Here is an 18,649-nt window from a genome sequence, read left to right on the forward strand (position 1 = left end):
AACCAGTTATGTCAATGATTAACATCGGTTTATCTGGTGCTTTAGCCAATAGAGTTGCCATGAATGTAACGGCAAATAACACCGCTAATGTGAATAATGAAAACTACACTCGCCAAGTGACTGATATGTCTGCACGTATTAATGGTGTCAATGTGGGGAGCTTTTCGTTAGGCAGTGGAGTAGGCGTGGATTCTATTCGCCGAGTAACCGATGCGGCTTTGGTTGAAAGAGTCAGAATTTCAGGGCAAGAAAAGTCATACAGTGAAACGTATTATTACGGAATGGCTGGGGTTGAGAATACCTTTGGTACGGAAGGGTTAAATATCACCGATGGTTTATCGGCTTTTTTTTCGGCGTTTGATGAAGCCAGTTTAACGCCAGAATCGCCCGTGTATCGTAGCCAAATTTTGAACTCTGCTAGTGATATATCTGGGCGTTTTAACCAAATTATCAGCCAGTTGAATGATCAACAAACCGGCCTGTATGGGCAACATTCCACCATTATTACTCAAACCAATAGTGACCTTGCCTCGATAGCGAATTTAAATAAAAAAATTCTAGAAACCTCATCGTCAGGTGGCAATATTGCCGCGTTACAAGATGCATTAGACACTCAATTAAATACTTTATCTGAAAAAATGCAGGTGAATGTCTTACGCAATTCAAATGGTACCGTTGAGCTTTCCAGTTCGTCTGGTTCACCACTGGTTCAAAATGATCATTACGCCACCTTGACTGACACATCGGATAAAACCAGTGCATTAGGCACCAGTATTAGCGCTGAATTTATGGGTATGACCAGCACGTTATCTAATGATCTAGGTGGGCAATTGGGCTCGATTAACGATCTCATTCAAGGTGATATTCTTCCCAACATTGAATCGATGAATAATATTGCTGAGTCGTTTGCGAACAAGGTGAATGAATTACTCGCCACCGGTACGGATTTAAACGGAAATGCGGGAAAACCATTGTTTGAATTTGATGCCAATAATCCGGCTGGAAGCTTAAGTGTGACCGATTTATTAGGTGAAGAACTAGGGCTGTCTTCGGATGGTAATATTGGTAATGGTGATATTGCGACTCATATTTCTGCGCTTGCCAATGAACCGATTTCGATTGGAGGTCAAAGCAGCACTTTATTTGACGCTTACTCGCAACTCATTGGCGATGTTGGGCTTAATGCCAAGCTTTCAGAAAGTCGTTACACCACGTCAATCAATAATCAAAATGAAGCGAAAGCCGCCAGAAGTAATTTAAGTGGTGTGAATTCGGATGAAGAAGCCGTGAATTTGATGCAATACATGAATGCTTATTCCGCCAATATGAAAGTCATCTCCACTGCAAAAGATATGTTCGATACCGTACTTAACGCATTTTAAGAGGATTCATCATGCGAGTTTCAGATTCTAGCTACACCTCTATGATTTCTCAAAGCTTCATGGATAACAGCATTAAATTGAACAAAGTGACGGAGCAATTAGGCTCAAACTTAAGAATCAACCATTTTTCTGATGACCCTTTAGCTTCCATGAAAGTGGAGAATCTGAATAAGCATCTAAGCCTGAATGAGAAATATCAAAGTAATGCCCAAAGCGTGATGTCTAATTATCAACGCTATGAAACTTACATGAATTCAATGCATGATATTGGCAATGAAATCAATGAATTACTTTTAACGGGCAAGAATGGCACCTTGGATGATGATAGCCGTTTAGGCGTGGTCAGTGAGCTGAAATCGTTACAAGAAGAAATGGTGAACATTCTCAATAAACAAGATAATGGATCGTATATTTTTTCGGGAACTGCGGTTGATAAACCCGCTATTACGGCAGGAACCGAATACACCATGACAGCGAATAACCTACAGCGAGAGTCCACCATTGGGGAAGGTCAAAGCGTCATTAGCAACTTTACCGTTGAAGATGCGTTGGGCAATGTGAATTTTTTAAATGATTTAACCAAAGCCATTGGCGAGCTAGAAAGTGAATCTCCCGACTTCGTGAATACATTAGATACGGCCATAAACAGTAACCAAGACGCCATTAATAGTTTGCAAAAAGGCATTGCTAATATTGGCAGTCAGTACAGCAGTGTAGAGCGAATTTTAGGCACCAATAAAGATGTCAGTACTTTTACCCAAGCGATGAAAGATAACCTTACCGCCCTGGATGTTGCCGATGCCAATGTACGTTTAAATCAACACTTAGTGGCACTTCAAACCACACAAAAAGCATTCACCATGATCCAAAGTAATTCGTTATTTAATTTATTGTAAAGGCAAGAGGTTCATGAATAAGCTCAAACATGTTGTTGTCGTGGCGGCTTTAATCGTGGCGGTAGACGTGCAAGCGGTTACCATTCCATTTGATGAAGTGAAGTGGGAAGTAAAACAAAAATCAGATTATTGTTCGATGAGCGCCCAGCATAATGGTAAAGGATACACATTACGCTTTGAGCAGCGTGCAGGGAGCGCATTGAATATGATCTTAATGGGTCGCAGTGTAGTCAGTATGGGGGCTCAAGTGAATGTGAGCCTAGATAATGCCATTTGGTCACATCGGCAGCGAACCGCCGATCAAGCTTTATTAATGTCGGTGCCGACTCAAGCTGAAAGCGATCAGCTAATGACCATGACGAGCTCTGGTCGTTTTTATCAAGCTTTTAAATCAGGCTGGTGGATCACGTACAAAGGGCAAGCACCCTCTCAAACACTTACTTTTCCCTCAACAGGAGTTCAAGCAAAGAGTGTCGAATTTGATCAATGCGTTGCGACATTGCCTTTAGTTGGATTTGATGATGCACATTCTACGGCTATTACTTTTTCAAATGGACAAATAAAGCTATCCTATACTCAATTAAAATCGATTTATAATATAAGTGATTTAATTAATAAGGATTCTGATATTAGCAAGGTTTACATTGATGGTTATACTGATAATATCGGTAGCGAAATTGCCAACATTAAACTTTCCAAAAAACGAGCATCAGAAGTGGCTTATGCGATGGTGCTCAATGGTGTTAAAAAAGACATGATAAGGATAACCGGCCAAGGTCCACGTAATCCGTTACGTTCAAATGCCACTCAAGATGGCAGAGATCAAAATAGAAGAGTTGAAATTAGGCTCATTAAAAAGCAGTAATGATAATTTATATCGGGATGTAAATGGAAATTAATACAATTGGTACTTTGGAAAATTCTATCATTAATAAAATAGATAACTATAAAGTTATTCTTAATAATGATGAGTTTCGTTCGAATGGTGTAACCCCAAATTATTTGAATATTTCTAACGGCCTTTCTTCGGTTCTCTCTTCTGTAAATAACTTACAAGAAGCCGCGTCAACGAAAGTGACAGCGGTAGAGCTTGGTCAAAGTGATGATTTGATCGGTGCGACCATTGCCAATCAAAAAGCCTCGTTGTCCTTTGATATGCTGATGCAAGTGAGAAATAAGATGGTCAGTAACTTCAATGATATTTTTAAAATGCCGGTGTAATTAAGGAATTCAATCATGTCTAACACTTCATTAGTGGGCAACGCATCACCGGAACCGTCTCGCAAAGAACGCGTGATAAATAGCATAGGGAAAGTATCTACCTCGGCCAGTTCTTTAAAATCCTTTTGGTCAAAATCGAGTCGTAATTTTGGCATTATGCTGGTGTTTTCATCGGTTGTTGCCATCATCATTGTTTTAATGCTTTGGGGAGCTGGAACCGAGTATCGGCCGCTGTATAGTAAGAATTCTAATTTTGACTCCAGCCAAGTTCTGCAAATGTTGGATTCCGAAAATATCAAGTATGAGTTAAGTCAAGATTCAGGGATCATTATGGTTCCCCATGATGATGTCGCACGAATTCGTATGGTGTTAGCGGCGAAAGGGCTGAAAGAGCGTTTACCGAGTGGCTTTGATTCATTAACCACGAATTCAACGGTGGGCGAAAGCCAATTCATGGAAACGGCGAAGTATCGCCATGCTTTAGAAGGTGAGCTGGCGCGCAGTATTGTTACAATAGATGCCATTAATGCCGCTCGGGTTCATTTAGCTATTCCAAAAGAGTCCTTGTTTAAACGCAAAGATTCGGAACAAGCAAGAGCTTCAGTCGTCGCCAATATTATTGGTGGAATGGATTTAAAGCCCAATCAAGTTGATGCGATCATTAATATTGTTGCGGGCGCAGTGATTGGCCTTAAAGCGGAAAATGTCCGAGTGATTGATCAATTTGGCCGTTTATTATCCTCTGATCTGAATGCGGGGGATATTGCCTATTCCACCACCAAACAAACTGACTTCAAGCATAAAACAGAACAAGGCTTGGTAAAGCAAGCGTCTGATATGTTAACCCCAGTATTGGGATTATCGAACTTTCGGGTTCAAGTGTCTTCAGATATGGATTTCTCTAAAGTAGAAGAAACGGAAGAGTTGTACTCTAATCCGGTTGTGCGTAAAGAACGCACCATGCTTGATACTAATAACTCCGATCTTGCGTTAGGCATTCCTGGCTCTTTAAGTAATTCACCGCCAGTGACGGGAGACGCCGATCCGGCTAGCCCTACTAATGAAAAAACGCGTAATGAAACCAATCGTGATTATGCCGTGAGTGGTAAAGTGATTCGTACTCAGCACCAGCAAGGCAAGATTGAAAAGTTGAATGTGTCTGTGGTCTTAAATCAAGCATCTGCTGCCGATGGAGGGTGGACTCAAGCCCAACTAGACAGCGTGACTAATATTGTGAAAACCGCGATTGGTTTTGATGTGCAGCGTGGTGATGTGATCAACGTGACCAGTATGCCGTTCATTGCTGCTACAGGTCTCGTCTCCAATCAATACGCATGGTATGAAAATCCGAGTTATCAAACCCTTGGGCGTTATATCTTTATTGGATTGATTTCTGTGTTGTTGGTGATATTTGTGCTTCGTCCATTAGTTAAAACGATAGCCAACGAGCATGAACAATCGGGTCAAGAATCCAATGTTAGTGATGACCTTGAGATCGATGTTGAAAAAGAGAAACAATTGCCATCCACCACCACTAGCTCCCATTTTGATACGGAGCTACCTTCTGCAGATAGTGCGTTGGATGTACAGATCCAACACTTACGCATGATTGCCGATAAAGACCCCAATCGGGTGAGTGAAATTTTGAAAACGTGGATGATGGAGAAAGACAGCCATGCAAAATAGCCTAGAGCACAGAACCACCAAAGACGTTGCTTTATTGGTGCTTGCCATGGGGGAAGAAGTCGGCTCCAAGGTACTTCGAAACTTCAGCCAAGATCAAATTAAACAGATTTCCAAAGCCATGAGTGAATTAAAAGACATTAAGGATGAGCATGCCTTAAGCGCATTAGTCGGCTTTTTCAACGATTTTAAATCCCATTCAGGCATTTTGGGCGGCAGTCGGGAATATGTTTCCAACGTATTGCATAAAACGCTTAATGGTAACTATGGGAAAGATCTCGTCGCTGAATTGTATGGCGATGAATTGCGTGTGTACGCAGAGTCGTTGGCGTGGGTGCCAGCCGAAGTACTCGTTAATACACTTAAGCAAGAACATGTTTCAATGCAAGCCTTGTTAATAGCCCACCTGCCTGTTGATTATGCTCAGATTGTTTTAGGGGAATTTGATGATGAATCATGCCGTGAAATCATCTTACAAATTTCGGAAAACCAAGTGTTGTCTGGCGCAGTGACTCAAGCACTAAAAGAGCTGGTGGATCAATGCAAAGCCACGTATGAGACAGGCGGCACTCAAAGCATTAATGGGACTAAAATTGCGGCCAGTTTGATCAATCGGTATTCCGGCGATAAAACATTGCTATTTAATTACATGAAAGACAAAAACCCACAACGTGCGCAAGAGCTTGAAAATGCGTTATTTGATTTCTTCATTATTTTCTCTCAAGACATTAAAACCATCGAATCGATTACCAGTGTGGTGGATGTTCAGCAATGGGCATTGGCATTGAAAGGCTTGGATGAAGAAACCAAGAATATCGTCATAAAAACGTATGCTTCACGTGTTGCCACGGAATTACGTGATCAAATGGAGATTCTTGGTTCAGTGTCTAAATCTCAAGTGGATGAAGCCAGAAATGACATTCTTCAAATTGTGAGAATGTTGCGAGAGGATGGTGTGATTGAATTGTCATTTGGCAGCGAAGTTAAACTGACGTAAGGGCATTCAATGCAAGCGAAGTCTGTTTCTGGGATCGGGGTTGGTTCCACGCACTTAACATCGAAAACATCCACGGTATCGAAAGCCTCACCTACGGCGGCGATCAGTTCGGTGCATCAAACTCGTAAAGCGAAGTTTAAATACCTTTCTCGGTTACAAGAAAGGCCAAGACTCATATCAGAGGTATCGGACACCCATAAGAGCCTCTCTATGATCCAGATTGCTCAATCGTTAATTAAAGAGGTGTTGCGCTCGGTTATTTCAATTGAACAAGTGATCCAATCAGGCAAGCGTGACATGGCCACATTAAACCGAGTCGATATGGCAAAAGAGCACGTTCAAAAGTGCGTTAATACCAAGTGCTTTGGGGCGTATGTTCTGGATTCTTCCTTTCGCCCGATACAACGAGAGTGGCAACATATCGAGTTTACCGTTCAAAGCCTTGATTTAAAGCGTGAACCCTTTAGCGATGAATTGGTGACCTTGCACCTTTTGAATCGTATGGTGCCGTTAATGTTCAATCGCCTTGATGCTCGTGCGACAAAACTGCAAAAGTTTTCAGTCATGTTTTCATTAGCCAAATTAACGCTGCGTCTTGGTGACAATGATGAGTTAATTATTGGTATGCCGGACAACGAATGGCGTAAATGGGATTTGAATGCGCATGTTTCAGGAAATGGATATCGTTATCCACAAGAGAAGCCGTTGACTTTTCAAGTGAGCCCTTTGGTGCCAACGATAGAATACATCACCATGCTGGATTTAAATGGCGGTGGCGCTTTAGAACGTGTTAATGCGGTCATTAAGCACCTACAAATGGTGTTCAAAGAAATGACCATGGTGTCGACGGCAATTTTGGATAAATCCAATCAACTCACTCCATTATGTGCCACCGCGACACAAGAGCAAGTGACCAGCATTAAACACGATTTAATCAGCAATGCGATGAAATCGGCTCGCGTTATACAGCGTGCTTATATTGGTCCTTCAAAGGATAATGTCATCTCTTTATTGAAGTAAAATGATAATATTTAGCCAACATTTGAACAAAATCTATTTTTTGGTCGTTATATATCATTAAGTAGCCGTACCAATAATGAGAATCAAGACATGAGCAGTGTGAAAATAGAGTCCCAACGAAATATTATTCCTTTACAAATCAAGGATAAAGTTGAGTCTGCCAGCGTTCAAAAACAACAAAAATCCGAACCACAAATGGTGAACATCAATACGACTGATCAAGCTTTAATCCGTGAGGGTGTGGACCAATTGAAATCAAGCAGTGATTTTGATTTGAACAAAGTTGAAGCCGTTCGCGCCATGTTAAAGTCTGGTGAAATGACTTTTGATATGGATGAGCTTGCCAACGCTTTAGTGAGTGTGGTTAAAAAATAAATGAAGCAAAGTGATCTTATTAAACGCTTCTATACCTTAACCGTGAAAAGTACGGAACTAGCCAAAAAAATTTCCACTCATATTGATGAGGTGAGAGTGGCTGGGATTCAAATTGATCACTTAATGGTGGCGTATCATAACGATGAGATCATTCGTTTAAGTAGCGATATTCAAAAAATGCATCGACAGCGCGAACAAATTTCAAATAAGTTTGGTGTCAGTTCATCGGATTTTTTTGAGAAAGTGATCAAGCGTTTACCAGAGAAAATGATGCATACCATGTATCGGGCCAATAAAAAGCTCAATGATGAGTTACTTATTTGCAAAGATAAAATGGAAGAACAACAACGGTTAATGGAGCAGCAACACGCGATATTAAGCGAAGCGATGAGTCACGCTTCATTTGAAATTAAAGCATAAATGGTAATGATAAAACACGCTTAAAATAGCACGCTTAAACGGTCGCCCAGTATGGGCAATAAGTGAGATAAGGTAGGTGAATGTGCAACTGAAAATCGGTCAATTGGCAATGATTTTACTTTGCACCTATACGCCATATGCTTTATCGGCTACCGATGAGAATGCTGAGCAACAGATCCGTACTTTCCTTTTGCAGAATATTCATCAAAGTATTGAAAATGCGTATCATCGTTCTCGCAATTTATCGATAAACATTCGTCTTCCTTCTGCCGCGCAACGTTTTGAACCTTGTGATATCCCTTTGTATAGCGAACCCAAAACCACCATCTTGCTTGGCAATGAAAGGTGGCGTATTGAATGTGGTCAATTGTGGTCGATTTCAGCGTCCACCAATACGGTTGCAGACGTTTATCTGCCTATTGCCACCAAGCCTTTAAAGCGTGGTCAACGGTTAGACAATAAAGATATGAAAGAAGACTGGGTCACACTTTCTTACCCCCATAGCGTTATTCGCTCTCAATCTGCCCTCATTAACAAAAAGCTTAGGCGCGGGCTTCGGCAGGGGCAATATTTTACCGATGCCCATGTTCAATATGATTACGATGTTATCTCGGGGCAGAATGTAGTGATCACGTATCAATCTAAATCCTTTGCCATTCAAGCCAACGGTGTTGCGACCGAATCCGCCATGATAGGCGATAAACTGACAGTCAAAAATACCAGTTCAGGCAGTGAAATGATCGGTGAGTTAACCCGTAAAGGCGTCGTTGAAGTGTATTAGGGGTAAAGTGTCGAAAGGCCATGACATCGATAACAATAAATCTCATACCGCGCGCGGCAAGTAGATACCGGATAACTCGTTCCTCGTTTCCGGCATGACGATGGTTGGGTGTTTCCGGTATAACGAAATTCCGTCATTCTACCGTGCCTCCCTCCCGTCATTCCAGCCGAGCCACCGCTCGTTATTCCAGCCGAGCCACCGCTCGTTATTCCAGCCGAGCCACCTCCTCGTCATTCCAGACGAGCCTAGGCGAGAGCGGGAATCTCTCACGCCCACTAAATTAACCTAAAAGCGAGATCCCACATTTTTTCGTATTTTCTACCACAGCGATGACTAAACGGCAAAGTGCCGTATTTTCCAACCTACATCAAAAAATGGATTAAATAGTGATTACGATACAGAATGTTAAAAGTTCATTGATGTATAGTAGAAAAACTAAACAGGCAAAGAGTCGTCAGGAAAGATGGCAGTTTGCCGTCTAATAAGCGTTATATTCAAGGTGATATCGGTTAGTTATGTATACAAAGAAAGAAACTACACAAGAAGTAATGATCGGACTTGATGGATTGTACGATCGTTTCAAGTTTGAGGTAAAATACCTAAAGGAATACCTTGATTTCTCAAAGGAGTCAGTAGAAGAGCGAGCTGAAAGTCTAGCAGATAAAATTTATGCTGATACCCTTGAGAACCCAGACTTAGAGACAATGCTACAAGAAATGTATGAACAGGAGCATAAAGCAATATCTAGCTACTTATACCATTCTTCTATTGTGCTCGTGTATACAGTTTTGGAAAGTACTCTGGCTCAAATCTGCACGGAGTTAAAAGTTACTGCTAAGATTCCATTTTCTTACGACGAAGTAAGTGGCGGCGGAAATATAATAAAAGCACTTAACTATTTAAAAATGGTTTCAAGTCTACCTAGAACTGAAGTTGAAAAAATAACTCCCAAATTTGGTAAGTTTCAGCAATTACGTAACTCAATAGCTCACAAAAATGGTAGGTTTAGCGGGAAAAACGTAGCTGCGATTGATAAACAGCGGAAGCTTTTTGTTGAGGAATTTTTTGGTTTGGAACTAAGTAATGATGAAAAGCAATTTTTCATTATGAGTTCTGAATCTGTCGAGCAGTTTATAGCTTTAGTGGAAAAAACAGTTAAATTGGTTGTTTTTCACATTAAAGATCAGACGTTTGTTGTTAAATCTTGAATATAACAAAACGTTCAAGAGCGATTCGTAAACGCGTGCCATTTTCGCTTCGCTCCAATTTTGGCACACGTTCACTCACGCCTCAACGTGGTGTTATATGGCCTAGGCAGCCCGAGGAATCCCCAAAACATGAATACGGAAATCAACGCCGAAAATTGGCCTGACCATTACTGGAATTACCTCGCTCAGCTAGAGGTCCATGCGATTGATAAAAATTACACTGCACTAAAGCCATGGGATGAACTTGCAGAAAAGTGTATGAATCTAGCAATAAAAGCACCATTTTTAAAAGGTGAGGAAACTGGTAGCAAATCTCTAAAGCTTTCTGCAGCCTTTCTTAAAAGAACAATGAGTGATTTTAGAGGAGCTTGGTTACTCGTTAATTGGGGTTATCCATATCAAGCAGCATGTGTCGCCGCTTCCCTCTATGAAAATGCGCTAGTAGTGAATTGTATTAGTGGTAGAGATGATTTGGCTGAAAAAATACTTGCGAATAAAAACGGTGACGTTCCATGGCAACCTCAAAAGCTATCCAAAATGGCAGCGCAAAGAGATTTGTTTGGTGAAATAAAAAACCATGCTCCGAACGACAGCAACTTTGAACAAGCATGGAAACTTTGTTACCACAACTATAAACTTCTGTGCAAAATGAAACATCCTACCCTGCAACAAATAGGTGACGAAACAAGTCATGCCATGAATGAAAAAGGTGAGTTTGTTGTTATTCCTCTGCCAGACATTAGAGACAGTGCAGTTGGGTTAAAGCAAATGATAATGATCGTTGGTATATCAAAATTATTTTCAGCAGCAAAATGCTTTGCGCAGTCTTCTAAATGTTCGGACGATGATGCATTTCATCAAGAATTTTATAACTTTGCTACTGAGGTATACTCAGACTTGAAAACACACATTAGCACAAGTGCCATTAAAAGCATTCCCATTAAAGCAACGGGGTTCAAGTTTTGAGCAAGCGGCCACATAACAAGAGTTTTCAAGTCGGACAAAAAACAGTTGGCTTTGTTCGTGCCTCACAAATTGTAGCCAACTATTTTTTAGCCGCTTAAAACGGCGTTAGCTTACAAGAAGAGTCATTGATGAAATTTTGGCATCTCCCCATTCTCCTATTAGTAATAGCTCTGCTTTATTCGTATTGGTTTGCGTATACGCCAGCCATAATAGGCTTGGCCTATTTTCTAGTTAGCATCGTTTCATATTTCCTATATGCCAAAGATAAAAAAGCAGCAAAAATTGGAACGTGGCGCGTATCGGAGAATACTTTGCATTTCTCTGCTTTATTTGGAGGTTGGCCTGGGGCTCTAATGGCGCAGAAAAAACTTCGTCATAAAACAAAGAAAGTTAGTTTTCGTATCGTATTTGTACTCACAGTCTTGTTAAACTTGGGCTTTATGGCTTATCTACATACCCCAGATGGTTCGCGTAATCTCTATAGCTATACCTATCAACTAGAAGATCGGGTGGTGAATAATTTTGCAGGTAATGCAAGTGTTAAAGCTGTCTTGAATCTAATTGGATTTCGTTACACTCGATAATAATTGTAAGCTAACAAACGCAGTCAATCGGAACGGTTTAAAGCCGCTTTCGTTTCACTCAATCAACTTTAAACCGTCCGTTGCTGCGGGCGTTAGGCTTATCTTCAAATATGGTGATTTAAATGGAAGCAACAGATCTTAATTATATTTCGGTAATTGCCGCGGGTATATCTTGTGTAGCAGCAATAACGGCTACTATCATCTCTTGGAAAGCTGGTAGATATCAAAAAACCATCGAGGGAAATCATCTATTACTTCTAAAAAATCAAGATGCAATTAATCATCTTCAAAAAGTTATTGGTACATTCGCCCAAATAAAAGCAACAGCAGAAACTGAATGGTCAGCAGAAAGAACAGAGAAATTAAAAACATTATCAGATGAATTAAAGTATCAGTCGTCTATAATTTCCTCTTTAAATCAAGTTGTTGGGGAAAAGCTATATAACTGGAAAGTAAGTAAGAATGAGCATAATGAAAGTGTTCCATATATTGTTTCTCACATTTTAGCTAATAATGGTGCAATCATAGGTGATAAATATGATCGTTTTTTTCGTTCAAAATCAATTGAGTTGGAGTTAATACAAGATTATCTTTTTAATTCAATGCTAAAAGCCTAACAAGTCACTCAAAAGGACAAATAATGCTCCTTCGTCGCTTATTTTAACCAACTATCATTTGCCTCTTAGTAAGGCGTTGGTATGACTCCCACTGTCAAGTAGAGCGCAAAAATTCTACCCAATTATTTGGGGCATTTTGTCTTTAAAAAAGAGATAGTGTTAACGCATTGCTCAAGCAAGCACATTCGTCGGTTATCATGCTGGTATTCGTAGGTTACTCATCCGAAAATGAGCAGAGCTTACCGTACTTATTCCGTCGTGGCACCTGTCTGCAGTCTATGCTCGTGGTTCAATAGCCGTTAGGCTATTGCCATCCTAACGCCGTCGGAGTTTATGCCACACCCGATGCTTGATGCGTTGCGTTAACACTAATTCATAATTCATGAGGGTAACCTTGCAATACGTTGACGAGGATCGATCGGTTGGATCCCAACTTCTCGTGTGATTGCCCAAATGAAGGCTACCATTTCTCTCGCAATTGCCGTAACAATAACACTGCGATGCTTGCCTAAAAACATCAGCCGTTGATAACGTCGGCACAACCTTAGTTGTGCTTGCCAAGCAATGTCGATAATTTCTTTCGAAAGACCTTCTTGCCGAATTTGTAATTCCGATGAGATGTTGGCTTTATGTTTATAAGAGGTGCGCCCCCTCAATCAATAAACGCCTTGCGCGCGAGTTACCACACTTAGTGATACTGCCTTGCCGCCGCTTTTGTCCACTTGAGTTTTCAGAAGGGACTAATCCAAGGTACGACATCAGTTTTCTTGGATGGTCAAATCGTCGCAAATCCCCAAGTTCGGCAATCGTTCCTAAGGCCACCAGTAAGCGAATGCCTCGCATGGCTTGAATTGCTTTGACTACAGGATAATAACGCCAATTTTTAACTTGGTGGATAAGCTCATTATCCAGTCGTTGTAGGCGCTGCATTCGTTCAGAGATGATTTGAATCATCTCTTGCAGCACAATTTGTTGGCTATGATGGGGAAGGACAAGTTCGGTGAGCCAACGTAAATGCTTTTTAGACCAATTATCTTTCACGACAGTATTGATGTTGTTGCGAAGAAAGAAGCCTTTAAGTTGAAGCTTGGCATCTTTTAAATCTTTCATTGCGGTTTCACGGGCACGCGATAAATCGCGAATAGCTTCATCTTCGGCTTCAGGCACATAAATTGTGCTGAGCTCATCGGCTCTAAATAATCTTGCCAACTTTGCCGCATCCCGTTTATCGGTTTTCACTCTATCGCCAGGCTTTTTAGGAATAAGCGAAGGAGCCACAATATAGCAGTGGTAACCAAGGCTGGTTAAAAGGCGATAAATCCAATATCCACATGGCTCTGCTTCATAAATGAAGTGAATAGTGGCTTTAGGGAATTGAGATTGAATTTTTTGAGCCAGTTTAATCAGCGCGGATTTTGAAGTATCAATACGGCCATATGAAATCGGGGTTTCACCCCGATTATCTTTTAAAAGTGCGGCTTGAGTGAAGGATTTATGGGTATCTAACCCAATAAAAAGAGTGGTATCGTTATTCATGCTAGCCTCCTAATTTAGTTCTTTAGCAAACTAATTATGGCTCTGGCTTCTCGCTAACCCACGAAACTGGAGGCTAGCACCTTCGTGGGAGTCATTATGTCTATGTTTCAATCGGGGAAAGTAGGTTATGGACTTTATTCAACAGATCCTTGTTGGTATTACAATAGCAAGCATAAGCGCAGTTGTTACGGTGAAGCTTTCCTTAAATCGCTTTAGAGCCGAGAAAGTATGGGAAAGAAAACTGCAAGCCTATTAAAACGTGATAGATGCATTGTGAGCTTACGAGAAGATAGTGTACATAGGTATTAAGAAGCGGCTCTGGCCGAAAGCCAGAGCCTGTTTTGATTAGATATTGGACTGATAATTCCAGGGCAAGAACTGTTGTGGATTAGCCTTAACTTCACTTTCCATTCGCTGTATCGTATTAAAGTAATCCAGCACATTTATACCCGCTTCGGCTGATGTCGCTATCATCGCCATGATCACATCCGCAATGCTCGCACCAGCCTGTGTTTTATGGAACAGGGCATTTTTTCGGTTGCGAGCAACTAGCTTGAGTGCTTGCTCCGCTCGGTTATTATCCAGCTGTGCTCCCTCGAGACGGCAGAAGGCGGTCAGCCCCTCATAATGCTTAGTAAAATAATTAATTGCTTTACCAAGCCCGCTGTTTTCTTCTGTACTTCCCCTGTTCAGCTCGGCCTGACCCCAGTTTCGGATCTGCTCCATTACCGGAAGTGATAGCTTTTTATGCCAAGCTAACCGTTGCCCCGCGTTAAGTCCTAGCTCCCTGGCTTCATCATCGTGTCGCCAGATTTCACCATACCACTGTAGTACTTGCTCCACTTCATCTGGAAACTGATTAAGGACTTCGGCAAACTGCCGTCGTCCGTGACTGTTGCACAGACTGTGTTCGACCACGTAATCAAGCGATGGGCGGTTGCTGGATAAGGCATCACTCATCAATATCGGGGGCGCGAGTGTCCGGCCACGGTCATGTAAAATCTCGTCGATGAACTCGCCGGCATGACCGATATTGGTCTGATACAACACGACAGTACGACCCTCTTTTAAGCCCGCGACTAAACCGGAGCTGTAAACACCACTGCGCTCTCGGGTTTTTGTTCCATTTCTCTGCGGCTTTTCTATCGGGACTTTGTCTAAAATTCGGTTGGTCGTGTCATCTAAATAATAGTGCTCTGCGTTTGCGGCAAACACTCTTAACAAGTTATAAATGGGTTGCAAGCTATTGGCGACTAACTCGACTTGGTCAAAGATGGTTGAGGCGGTCAGTTTAATCCCCATCAGCGCTTGCGTACTCTCCTGACGATAGTAGGGTGCACCTGCAAAAAACTTGTGAAGAGCCATCAGGCTGCGGGCACTGTAACCATACTTCTGGCTTGGCTCTCCATCATTTATCACGTCATTAGGTAACTTGGCAGTGAAGTACTGACCACAGGCATTGCAACGTAGCCGCTCCATAACGTGTTGCTCTGGGACGAACGGACTTTGCCCAGTGATCCGCAACAGCGTAGCGGGCTCGTATTTATATAACTTGCCTTTTTGACACTCGGGGCAACTATCGCCTTTCTTTAGATCGTCCAGTTTATGCTGAGTGACTTTCGGTTTCACTGGTGGTGTGCTGGGTTGGGTATTTTTAGGCTTAGGACGTTTTTGACCGCGGTTTTTGTTTTTCTTATTTTTCTGGCCGAGTAGAGTGTCCATCGTTTCTGATGACTTGACCATGCCAACCAACTTACGCAATTTATGCAGGGTGATATCGTTATCAGACAGACGCTCTTGCAAGGCAGCCAGCGTCTTTAATGCCTTCAACAAGATGTGGCAATCTTCCGCACTCAGTGCTAAGTCGTGCTCCTTTGCCTCGTGCACTCGCTGGATAAGCCCGTCCAGCTCTTCGCTGTCAATATCGGTAAAGTCTTGCGCCATTTAAGTTCCTGTCGGCTGGCTTGCAGTGCTGATGCGCTCAATTATTCCAGCATTGTGGGATCAGTCAACATGATCGTGAGGATCGATAACTTAAGGGGGAATAGTGTGCGTACGGTCATACTTTTTGCCAGCCAGGCAGCCCCACCAACAGAGCTTTAAGCTGCTTCGCGGCGACAGGGGTCACCCCATCTTGGTGATGACGGGGCCAATCTTGAAAGCGGCCTTTGCTCAGGCGTTTATTGATTAACCAGAAGCCAGAGCCGTCATAACATAATGCTCTAAGCATGGTTTGACGGCGGTTGGTAAACACAAACAGGGTTCCGCTACGAGGCGACTGTTTTAGCTGATGACGACACAGGGCGGCGAGTCCATCAATACCACAGCGAAAATCGGCTGGTTGAGTCGCAAGCAGGATTTTACTCTCAGCAGTCAGGTGGATCATTTTACTTCTCCTGCTTCTTGTATCAGAGCTCGCAATAAGTCAGGAGAGACAAGGCCGCTGATACAGATCTGACTTGAATTAGGAAGAGTGAGCTGAAGGCTCAGGTCTGATTTAGGTAGTAAATCAGGCTCTATCTGTAACGGAACAAAATCAGGAGCGGACGACTTAACGGGAAGTTGCTTGCGCCAGTCATTGAGCTGGGTGGTGCAGATCCGTAGTGCTTTGGTCACGTGACTGATCGGATATTCTTCAAGCAGCTTGAGTGCTAAGCAGCGTAGTTCATCGGGGATACTGGCATGTTTATTAATGCGGGTTTGTCGCCAGTGCTCAAAGTCAGCAGTGGCCTGAATCAGGTTTTTCTGGTTTTGCATGGTGCCTTCCTTATATTGGATAAGCACTTAGTAAACCAGAGCTGGCGAGTTAAGTTGAGCTATGCTGCCGTAAGCTCACGATGCATTTCATCAGATCAAAAAGTACTATGATGAGCACTATAGTTCTTCTCTGAGGCACACTAGGATGTCAGAAGAGCAGAAAGAAGAACTGTATAAAGCGCAAGTTAAAGGTCGAGCTGAGCTTAGTCGTGCGATAGATATCGGTGGTTTGCTTCTCAACTCAAATGCAATATTGGTCGTTGAATGCTATTTATCTGATTATCATAACTGCCCCGACTTCGATTTTTATGAAGAGCATTTGGACCATCGCAGATAAAGCACTCAAAGAATTTATCGTCCATGCAAAAACTGATTTAGAAAAGTGAGCTTCAGAAACATAACAAACGAGTATCGCGTCAATAATTAATTTTATCGATATATCCCTATACCACCCATATGATCTAGAACGCTTTTCCCTGCATTGAATTATTCTGGCCTTAAACGGGAACTGAAATACATTAAATAGCGACAGGTAGTCGCTATTTAATGTGATGTCAATTTTACGATTTTATGGCTAACAAGGCGCCAAAGGTAAGTAAGCCCAGTCCGCATGCTTGATTCAATCTTTTTTTCATTTTCTGAAAGTGTGTTTGAAGAGCATTTGATGTAAAAAGCATTGCCACAAGACTGAACCAGACTCCGTGCAGTATCACCATATATAAGCCATATATTATAGCTTGATGATGATCACTAGAATCCGGTGAAATAACTTGGCTGAATATACTCAAGAAAAAAAGCATTGTTTTAGGGTTTAATACATTACACAAAAAACCTTGTGCTAAGTATTGAGAAGCTTTGAAATCTTTTTGTCTGTCTTCTATTGTTTCGAAATTAGCTTTAGCTGAAAAAATGCCTTTTAATCCTAAGTAGATTAAATAGGCAGATCCTGCATACCTCACTATATTAAATAGCCATTCATTTTGTGAGATTAAGTAACTTATTCCTAGCATTGAATAACCAATATGAACACAGATGGCGAGACTAATCCCAATAGCGGTCCAGATCCCAGATTTTCTTCCTTGATTAATACTATTTTTTAGGACTAAAACAAAATCAGCTCCCGGACTGATTACGATTAATATACCTAGAATAGCAAGGCTTATGATTTCCATTTATGCTCCAAATTTGATCCGTGATGAGTATTGAGCACTTATTGTATGTGTTTTTTATCGTGGTTATAATCGAATCAATTTCTATTATTGTGTGAGAAAAATTCACAAGTGAGACACTTAAAAGCATTCCATGTCTTCCATGTTGCGGCCACTTCATCAAGTTATAGTGAAGCGGCAACTAAGTTACACATTACTCATGGGGCAGTGAGTAAACAGATCAAAGTATTGGAAAACTATCTTTCCTTGCCTTTATTTTATAAGCAAGGACGAAATGTCTACTTAACTCAGGAAGGTGAGTTATTAAAAAGCTATACGAAGCAGGCGTTTGAAGCTCTTGAAAGTGGTGTAAATAAGCTTATTCAAGTTAATAATCCTTGCATAGACGTTTCTTGTGAGCCAACACTAGCAATGCGTTGGCTGATGCCGCGATTATCAGACTTTCATATGGCTTCAGGGGAAGATGTAAGGTTATCGACAGCGGGAGGGCCTGTAAAACTAGGCGTCACAGGACTGTCGTTAGCAATACGTCGCGATGATTTTGAGTTACCTCATGATTACAAACAGGTGAAATTAGTCGATGAGTGGGTAGGGCCTGTATTTTCACCTGAATATTGGCATCAAGTGAAAAATGATTTAAGTAAAGTTAAACTGTTGCATAGCCAGACAAGGCCACAAGCGTGGGAATGTTGGTCTTCTCGCCATGTGGGTTCGTCTCTTTCTAGTCATACTCATCACACTTTTGCTCATTTTTATTTTTGTTTTCAAGCTGTCGTCGATGGATTAGGGGCTGCAATAGGATCGTATCCACTTGTGGTGGATGATTTGAAAAGAGGCAACTTAATTGCACCATTTGGGTTTGATTTATCTGGGCATCGTTATATCTTGCTTAGCCAAGAAAGAACGCCTGATGCTCTGGAGAAAAAATTTACTGATTGGTTACAGAACAGTTTGTGGCAATGTGTGCCGACTAAAGATGAAAGAGACGGCTTTTCAGATTAAAACAAGGTAATAGCGCGTATCAACCGCCTAAAACT

20 protein-coding genes and 1 pseudogene are annotated in these 18,649 nt (G+C 41.7%); 16 read left to right on the forward strand and 5 right to left on the reverse strand.

The window, feature by feature from the left end; genetic code table 11:
* The first annotated feature begins 8 nt into the window (after nucleotides 1–8).
* The 14 genes from flgK to VCASEI_RS13150 all read left to right on the forward strand — a co-directional run bounded on the left by flgK (nucleotide 9) and on the right by VCASEI_RS13150 (nucleotide 12,150).
* Nucleotides 9–1,382: a flagellar hook-associated protein FlgK gene (gene flgK, locus VCASEI_RS13085; RefSeq protein WP_086959967.1), complete on the forward strand. Its 1,374-nt coding sequence runs from the start codon at nucleotides 9–11 to the stop codon at nucleotides 1,380–1,382.
* An 11-nt stretch (nucleotides 1,383–1,393) separates the two neighbouring features.
* Nucleotides 1,394–2,278 (forward strand): flagellin N-terminal helical domain-containing protein, encoded by an 885-nt coding sequence (locus VCASEI_RS13090; RefSeq protein ID WP_086959966.1) that lies wholly within the window; start codon nucleotides 1,394–1,396, stop codon nucleotides 2,276–2,278.
* 13 nt (nucleotides 2,279–2,291) lie between these two features.
* The gene (locus VCASEI_RS13095) at nucleotides 2,292–3,143 is read left to right on the forward strand and encodes an OmpA family protein (protein WP_086959965.1); all 852 of its coding nucleotides are present in this window, start codon (nucleotides 2,292–2,294) and stop codon (nucleotides 3,141–3,143) included.
* A gap of 23 nt (nucleotides 3,144–3,166) precedes the next feature.
* On the forward strand, nucleotides 3,167–3,499 hold the full coding sequence (locus VCASEI_RS13100; protein ID WP_086959964.1) for a flagellar hook-basal body complex protein FliE: 333 nt from the start codon (nucleotides 3,167–3,169) through the stop codon (nucleotides 3,497–3,499).
* 15 nt (nucleotides 3,500–3,514) lie between these two features.
* On the forward strand, nucleotides 3,515–5,185 hold the full coding sequence (fliF, locus tag VCASEI_RS13105; protein WP_089110704.1) for a flagellar basal-body MS-ring/collar protein FliF: 1,671 nt from the start codon (nucleotides 3,515–3,517) through the stop codon (nucleotides 5,183–5,185).
* Nucleotides 5,175–6,179 (forward strand): FliG C-terminal domain-containing protein, encoded by a 1,005-nt coding sequence (locus VCASEI_RS13110; protein WP_089110703.1) that lies wholly within the window; start codon nucleotides 5,175–5,177, stop codon nucleotides 6,177–6,179. The genes fliF and VCASEI_RS13110 overlap by 11 nt, the downstream gene beginning before the upstream one ends.
* Before the next feature lie 9 nt (nucleotides 6,180–6,188).
* Entirely contained in the window at nucleotides 6,189–7,199 is a 1,011-nt protein-coding gene (locus VCASEI_RS13115) for a hypothetical protein (protein WP_089110702.1), read from the forward strand.
* A gap of 90 nt (nucleotides 7,200–7,289) precedes the next feature.
* On the forward strand, nucleotides 7,290–7,574 hold the full coding sequence (locus VCASEI_RS13120; protein ID WP_086959960.1) for a flagellar biosynthesis anti-sigma factor FlgM: 285 nt from the start codon (nucleotides 7,290–7,292) through the stop codon (nucleotides 7,572–7,574).
* Nucleotides 7,575–7,994 (forward strand): hypothetical protein, encoded by a 420-nt coding sequence (locus VCASEI_RS13125; RefSeq protein ID WP_086959959.1) that lies wholly within the window; start codon nucleotides 7,575–7,577, stop codon nucleotides 7,992–7,994.
* Nucleotides 7,995–8,076: 82 nt separating this feature from the next.
* Nucleotides 8,077–8,775, forward strand: coding sequence for a flagellar basal body P-ring formation chaperone FlgA (flgA, locus tag VCASEI_RS13130; protein ID WP_089110701.1), 699 nt, complete (start codon nucleotides 8,077–8,079; stop codon nucleotides 8,773–8,775).
* A gap of 515 nt (nucleotides 8,776–9,290) precedes the next feature.
* A complete protein-coding gene (locus VCASEI_RS13135; protein ID WP_089110700.1) occupies nucleotides 9,291–9,983 on the forward strand; it encodes a hypothetical protein in 693 nt (230 codons plus the stop codon).
* 129 nt (nucleotides 9,984–10,112) lie between these two features.
* Nucleotides 10,113–10,949 (forward strand): hypothetical protein, encoded by an 837-nt coding sequence (locus VCASEI_RS13140; RefSeq protein WP_089110699.1) that lies wholly within the window; start codon nucleotides 10,113–10,115, stop codon nucleotides 10,947–10,949.
* A 128-nt stretch (nucleotides 10,950–11,077) separates the two neighbouring features.
* Nucleotides 11,078–11,533, forward strand: a complete 456-nt coding sequence (locus VCASEI_RS13145; protein WP_089110698.1) for a DUF1294 domain-containing protein — start codon at nucleotides 11,078–11,080, stop codon at nucleotides 11,531–11,533.
* Between the two features lie 122 nt (nucleotides 11,534–11,655).
* Nucleotides 11,656–12,150, forward strand: a complete 495-nt coding sequence (locus VCASEI_RS13150; protein ID WP_089110697.1) for a hypothetical protein — start codon at nucleotides 11,656–11,658, stop codon at nucleotides 12,148–12,150.
* Nucleotides 12,151–12,530: 380 nt separating this feature from the next.
* Here the strand turns inward: VCASEI_RS13150 and VCASEI_RS13155 are convergent.
* The 4 genes and pseudogenes from VCASEI_RS13155 to VCASEI_RS13170 form a co-directional block, all read right to left on the reverse strand.
* Nucleotides 12,531–13,686: pseudogene (locus VCASEI_RS13155) on the reverse strand (IS110 family RNA-guided transposase).
* Between the two features lie 345 nt (nucleotides 13,687–14,031).
* On the reverse strand, nucleotides 14,032–15,630 hold the full coding sequence (gene tnpC, locus VCASEI_RS13160) for an IS66 family transposase (RefSeq protein WP_110957756.1): 1,599 nt from the start codon (nucleotides 15,628–15,630) through the stop codon (nucleotides 14,032–14,034).
* 115 nt (nucleotides 15,631–15,745) lie between these two features.
* Entirely contained in the window at nucleotides 15,746–16,072 is a 327-nt protein-coding gene (gene tnpB, locus VCASEI_RS13165) for an IS66 family insertion sequence element accessory protein TnpB (RefSeq protein WP_004393962.1), read from the reverse strand.
* Entirely contained in the window at nucleotides 16,069–16,443 is a 375-nt protein-coding gene (locus VCASEI_RS13170; protein ID WP_110957753.1) for a hypothetical protein, read from the reverse strand. Before VCASEI_RS13170 ends, tnpB begins: the two co-directional genes overlap by 4 nt.
* A gap of 145 nt (nucleotides 16,444–16,588) precedes the next feature.
* On the opposite strand from VCASEI_RS13170, the gene VCASEI_RS13175 reads away from it, so the two are divergent.
* Nucleotides 16,589–16,780 (forward strand): hypothetical protein, encoded by a 192-nt coding sequence (locus tag VCASEI_RS13175; RefSeq protein ID WP_089110223.1) that lies wholly within the window; start codon nucleotides 16,589–16,591, stop codon nucleotides 16,778–16,780.
* Between the two features lie 223 nt (nucleotides 16,781–17,003).
* Here VCASEI_RS13175 and VCASEI_RS13180 read toward each other — a convergent pair whose 3' ends face one another.
* Entirely contained in the window at nucleotides 17,004–17,615 is a 612-nt protein-coding gene (locus VCASEI_RS13180; protein WP_089110224.1) for a LysE family translocator, read from the reverse strand.
* A 108-nt stretch (nucleotides 17,616–17,723) separates the two neighbouring features.
* Between VCASEI_RS13180 and VCASEI_RS13185 the strand changes: the two genes are divergently transcribed.
* A complete protein-coding gene (locus VCASEI_RS13185; protein WP_086959831.1) occupies nucleotides 17,724–18,614 on the forward strand; it encodes a LysR family transcriptional regulator in 891 nt (296 codons plus the stop codon).
* The last annotated feature ends 35 nt before the right edge of the window (nucleotides 18,615–18,649 follow it).

This window comes from Vibrio casei, from assembly GCF_002218025.2.
Taxonomy (GTDB): Bacteria; Pseudomonadota; Gammaproteobacteria; order Enterobacterales; family Vibrionaceae; genus Vibrio; species Vibrio casei.

What these genes read in the sequence shown, in the direction of transcription:
- VCASEI_RS13095 (WP_086959965.1), top strand. Translation starts at nt 2,292, where the DNA reads ATGAATAAGCTCAAACATGTTGTTGTCGTGGCGGCTTTAATCGTGGCG.
- VCASEI_RS13180 (WP_089110224.1), bottom strand. Translation starts at nt 17,615, where the DNA reads ATGGAAATCATAAGCCTTGCTATTCTAGGTATATTAATCGTAATCAGT.
- VCASEI_RS13110 (WP_089110703.1), top strand. Translation starts at nt 5,175, where the DNA reads ATGCAAAATAGCCTAGAGCACAGAACCACCAAAGACGTTGCTTTATTG.
- VCASEI_RS13115 (WP_089110702.1), top strand. Translation starts at nt 6,189, where the DNA reads ATGCAAGCGAAGTCTGTTTCTGGGATCGGGGTTGGTTCCACGCACTTA.
- VCASEI_RS13125 (WP_086959959.1), top strand. Translation starts at nt 7,575, where the DNA reads ATGAAGCAAAGTGATCTTATTAAACGCTTCTATACCTTAACCGTGAAA.
- VCASEI_RS13140 (WP_089110699.1), top strand. Translation starts at nt 10,113, where the DNA reads ATGAATACGGAAATCAACGCCGAAAATTGGCCTGACCATTACTGGAAT.
- VCASEI_RS13170 (WP_110957753.1), bottom strand. Translation starts at nt 16,443, where the DNA reads ATGCAAAACCAGAAAAACCTGATTCAGGCCACTGCTGACTTTGAGCAC.
- fliF (WP_089110704.1), top strand. Translation starts at nt 3,515, where the DNA reads ATGTCTAACACTTCATTAGTGGGCAACGCATCACCGGAACCGTCTCGC.
- VCASEI_RS13175 (WP_089110223.1), top strand. Translation starts at nt 16,589, where the DNA reads ATGTCAGAAGAGCAGAAAGAAGAACTGTATAAAGCGCAAGTTAAAGGT.
- flgK (WP_086959967.1), top strand. Translation starts at nt 9, where the DNA reads ATGTCAATGATTAACATCGGTTTATCTGGTGCTTTAGCCAATAGAGTT.
- VCASEI_RS13100 (WP_086959964.1), top strand. Translation starts at nt 3,167, where the DNA reads ATGGAAATTAATACAATTGGTACTTTGGAAAATTCTATCATTAATAAA.
- tnpB (WP_004393962.1), bottom strand. Translation starts at nt 16,072, where the DNA reads ATGATCCACCTGACTGCTGAGAGTAAAATCCTGCTTGCGACTCAACCA.
- VCASEI_RS13120 (WP_086959960.1), top strand. Translation starts at nt 7,290, where the DNA reads ATGAGCAGTGTGAAAATAGAGTCCCAACGAAATATTATTCCTTTACAA.
- VCASEI_RS13135 (WP_089110700.1), top strand. Translation starts at nt 9,291, where the DNA reads ATGTATACAAAGAAAGAAACTACACAAGAAGTAATGATCGGACTTGAT.
- tnpC (WP_110957756.1), bottom strand. Translation starts at nt 15,630, where the DNA reads ATGGCGCAAGACTTTACCGATATTGACAGCGAAGAGCTGGACGGGCTT.
- VCASEI_RS13145 (WP_089110698.1), top strand. Translation starts at nt 11,078, where the DNA reads ATGAAATTTTGGCATCTCCCCATTCTCCTATTAGTAATAGCTCTGCTT.
- VCASEI_RS13090 (WP_086959966.1), top strand. Translation starts at nt 1,394, where the DNA reads ATGCGAGTTTCAGATTCTAGCTACACCTCTATGATTTCTCAAAGCTTC.
- VCASEI_RS13150 (WP_089110697.1), top strand. Translation starts at nt 11,656, where the DNA reads ATGGAAGCAACAGATCTTAATTATATTTCGGTAATTGCCGCGGGTATA.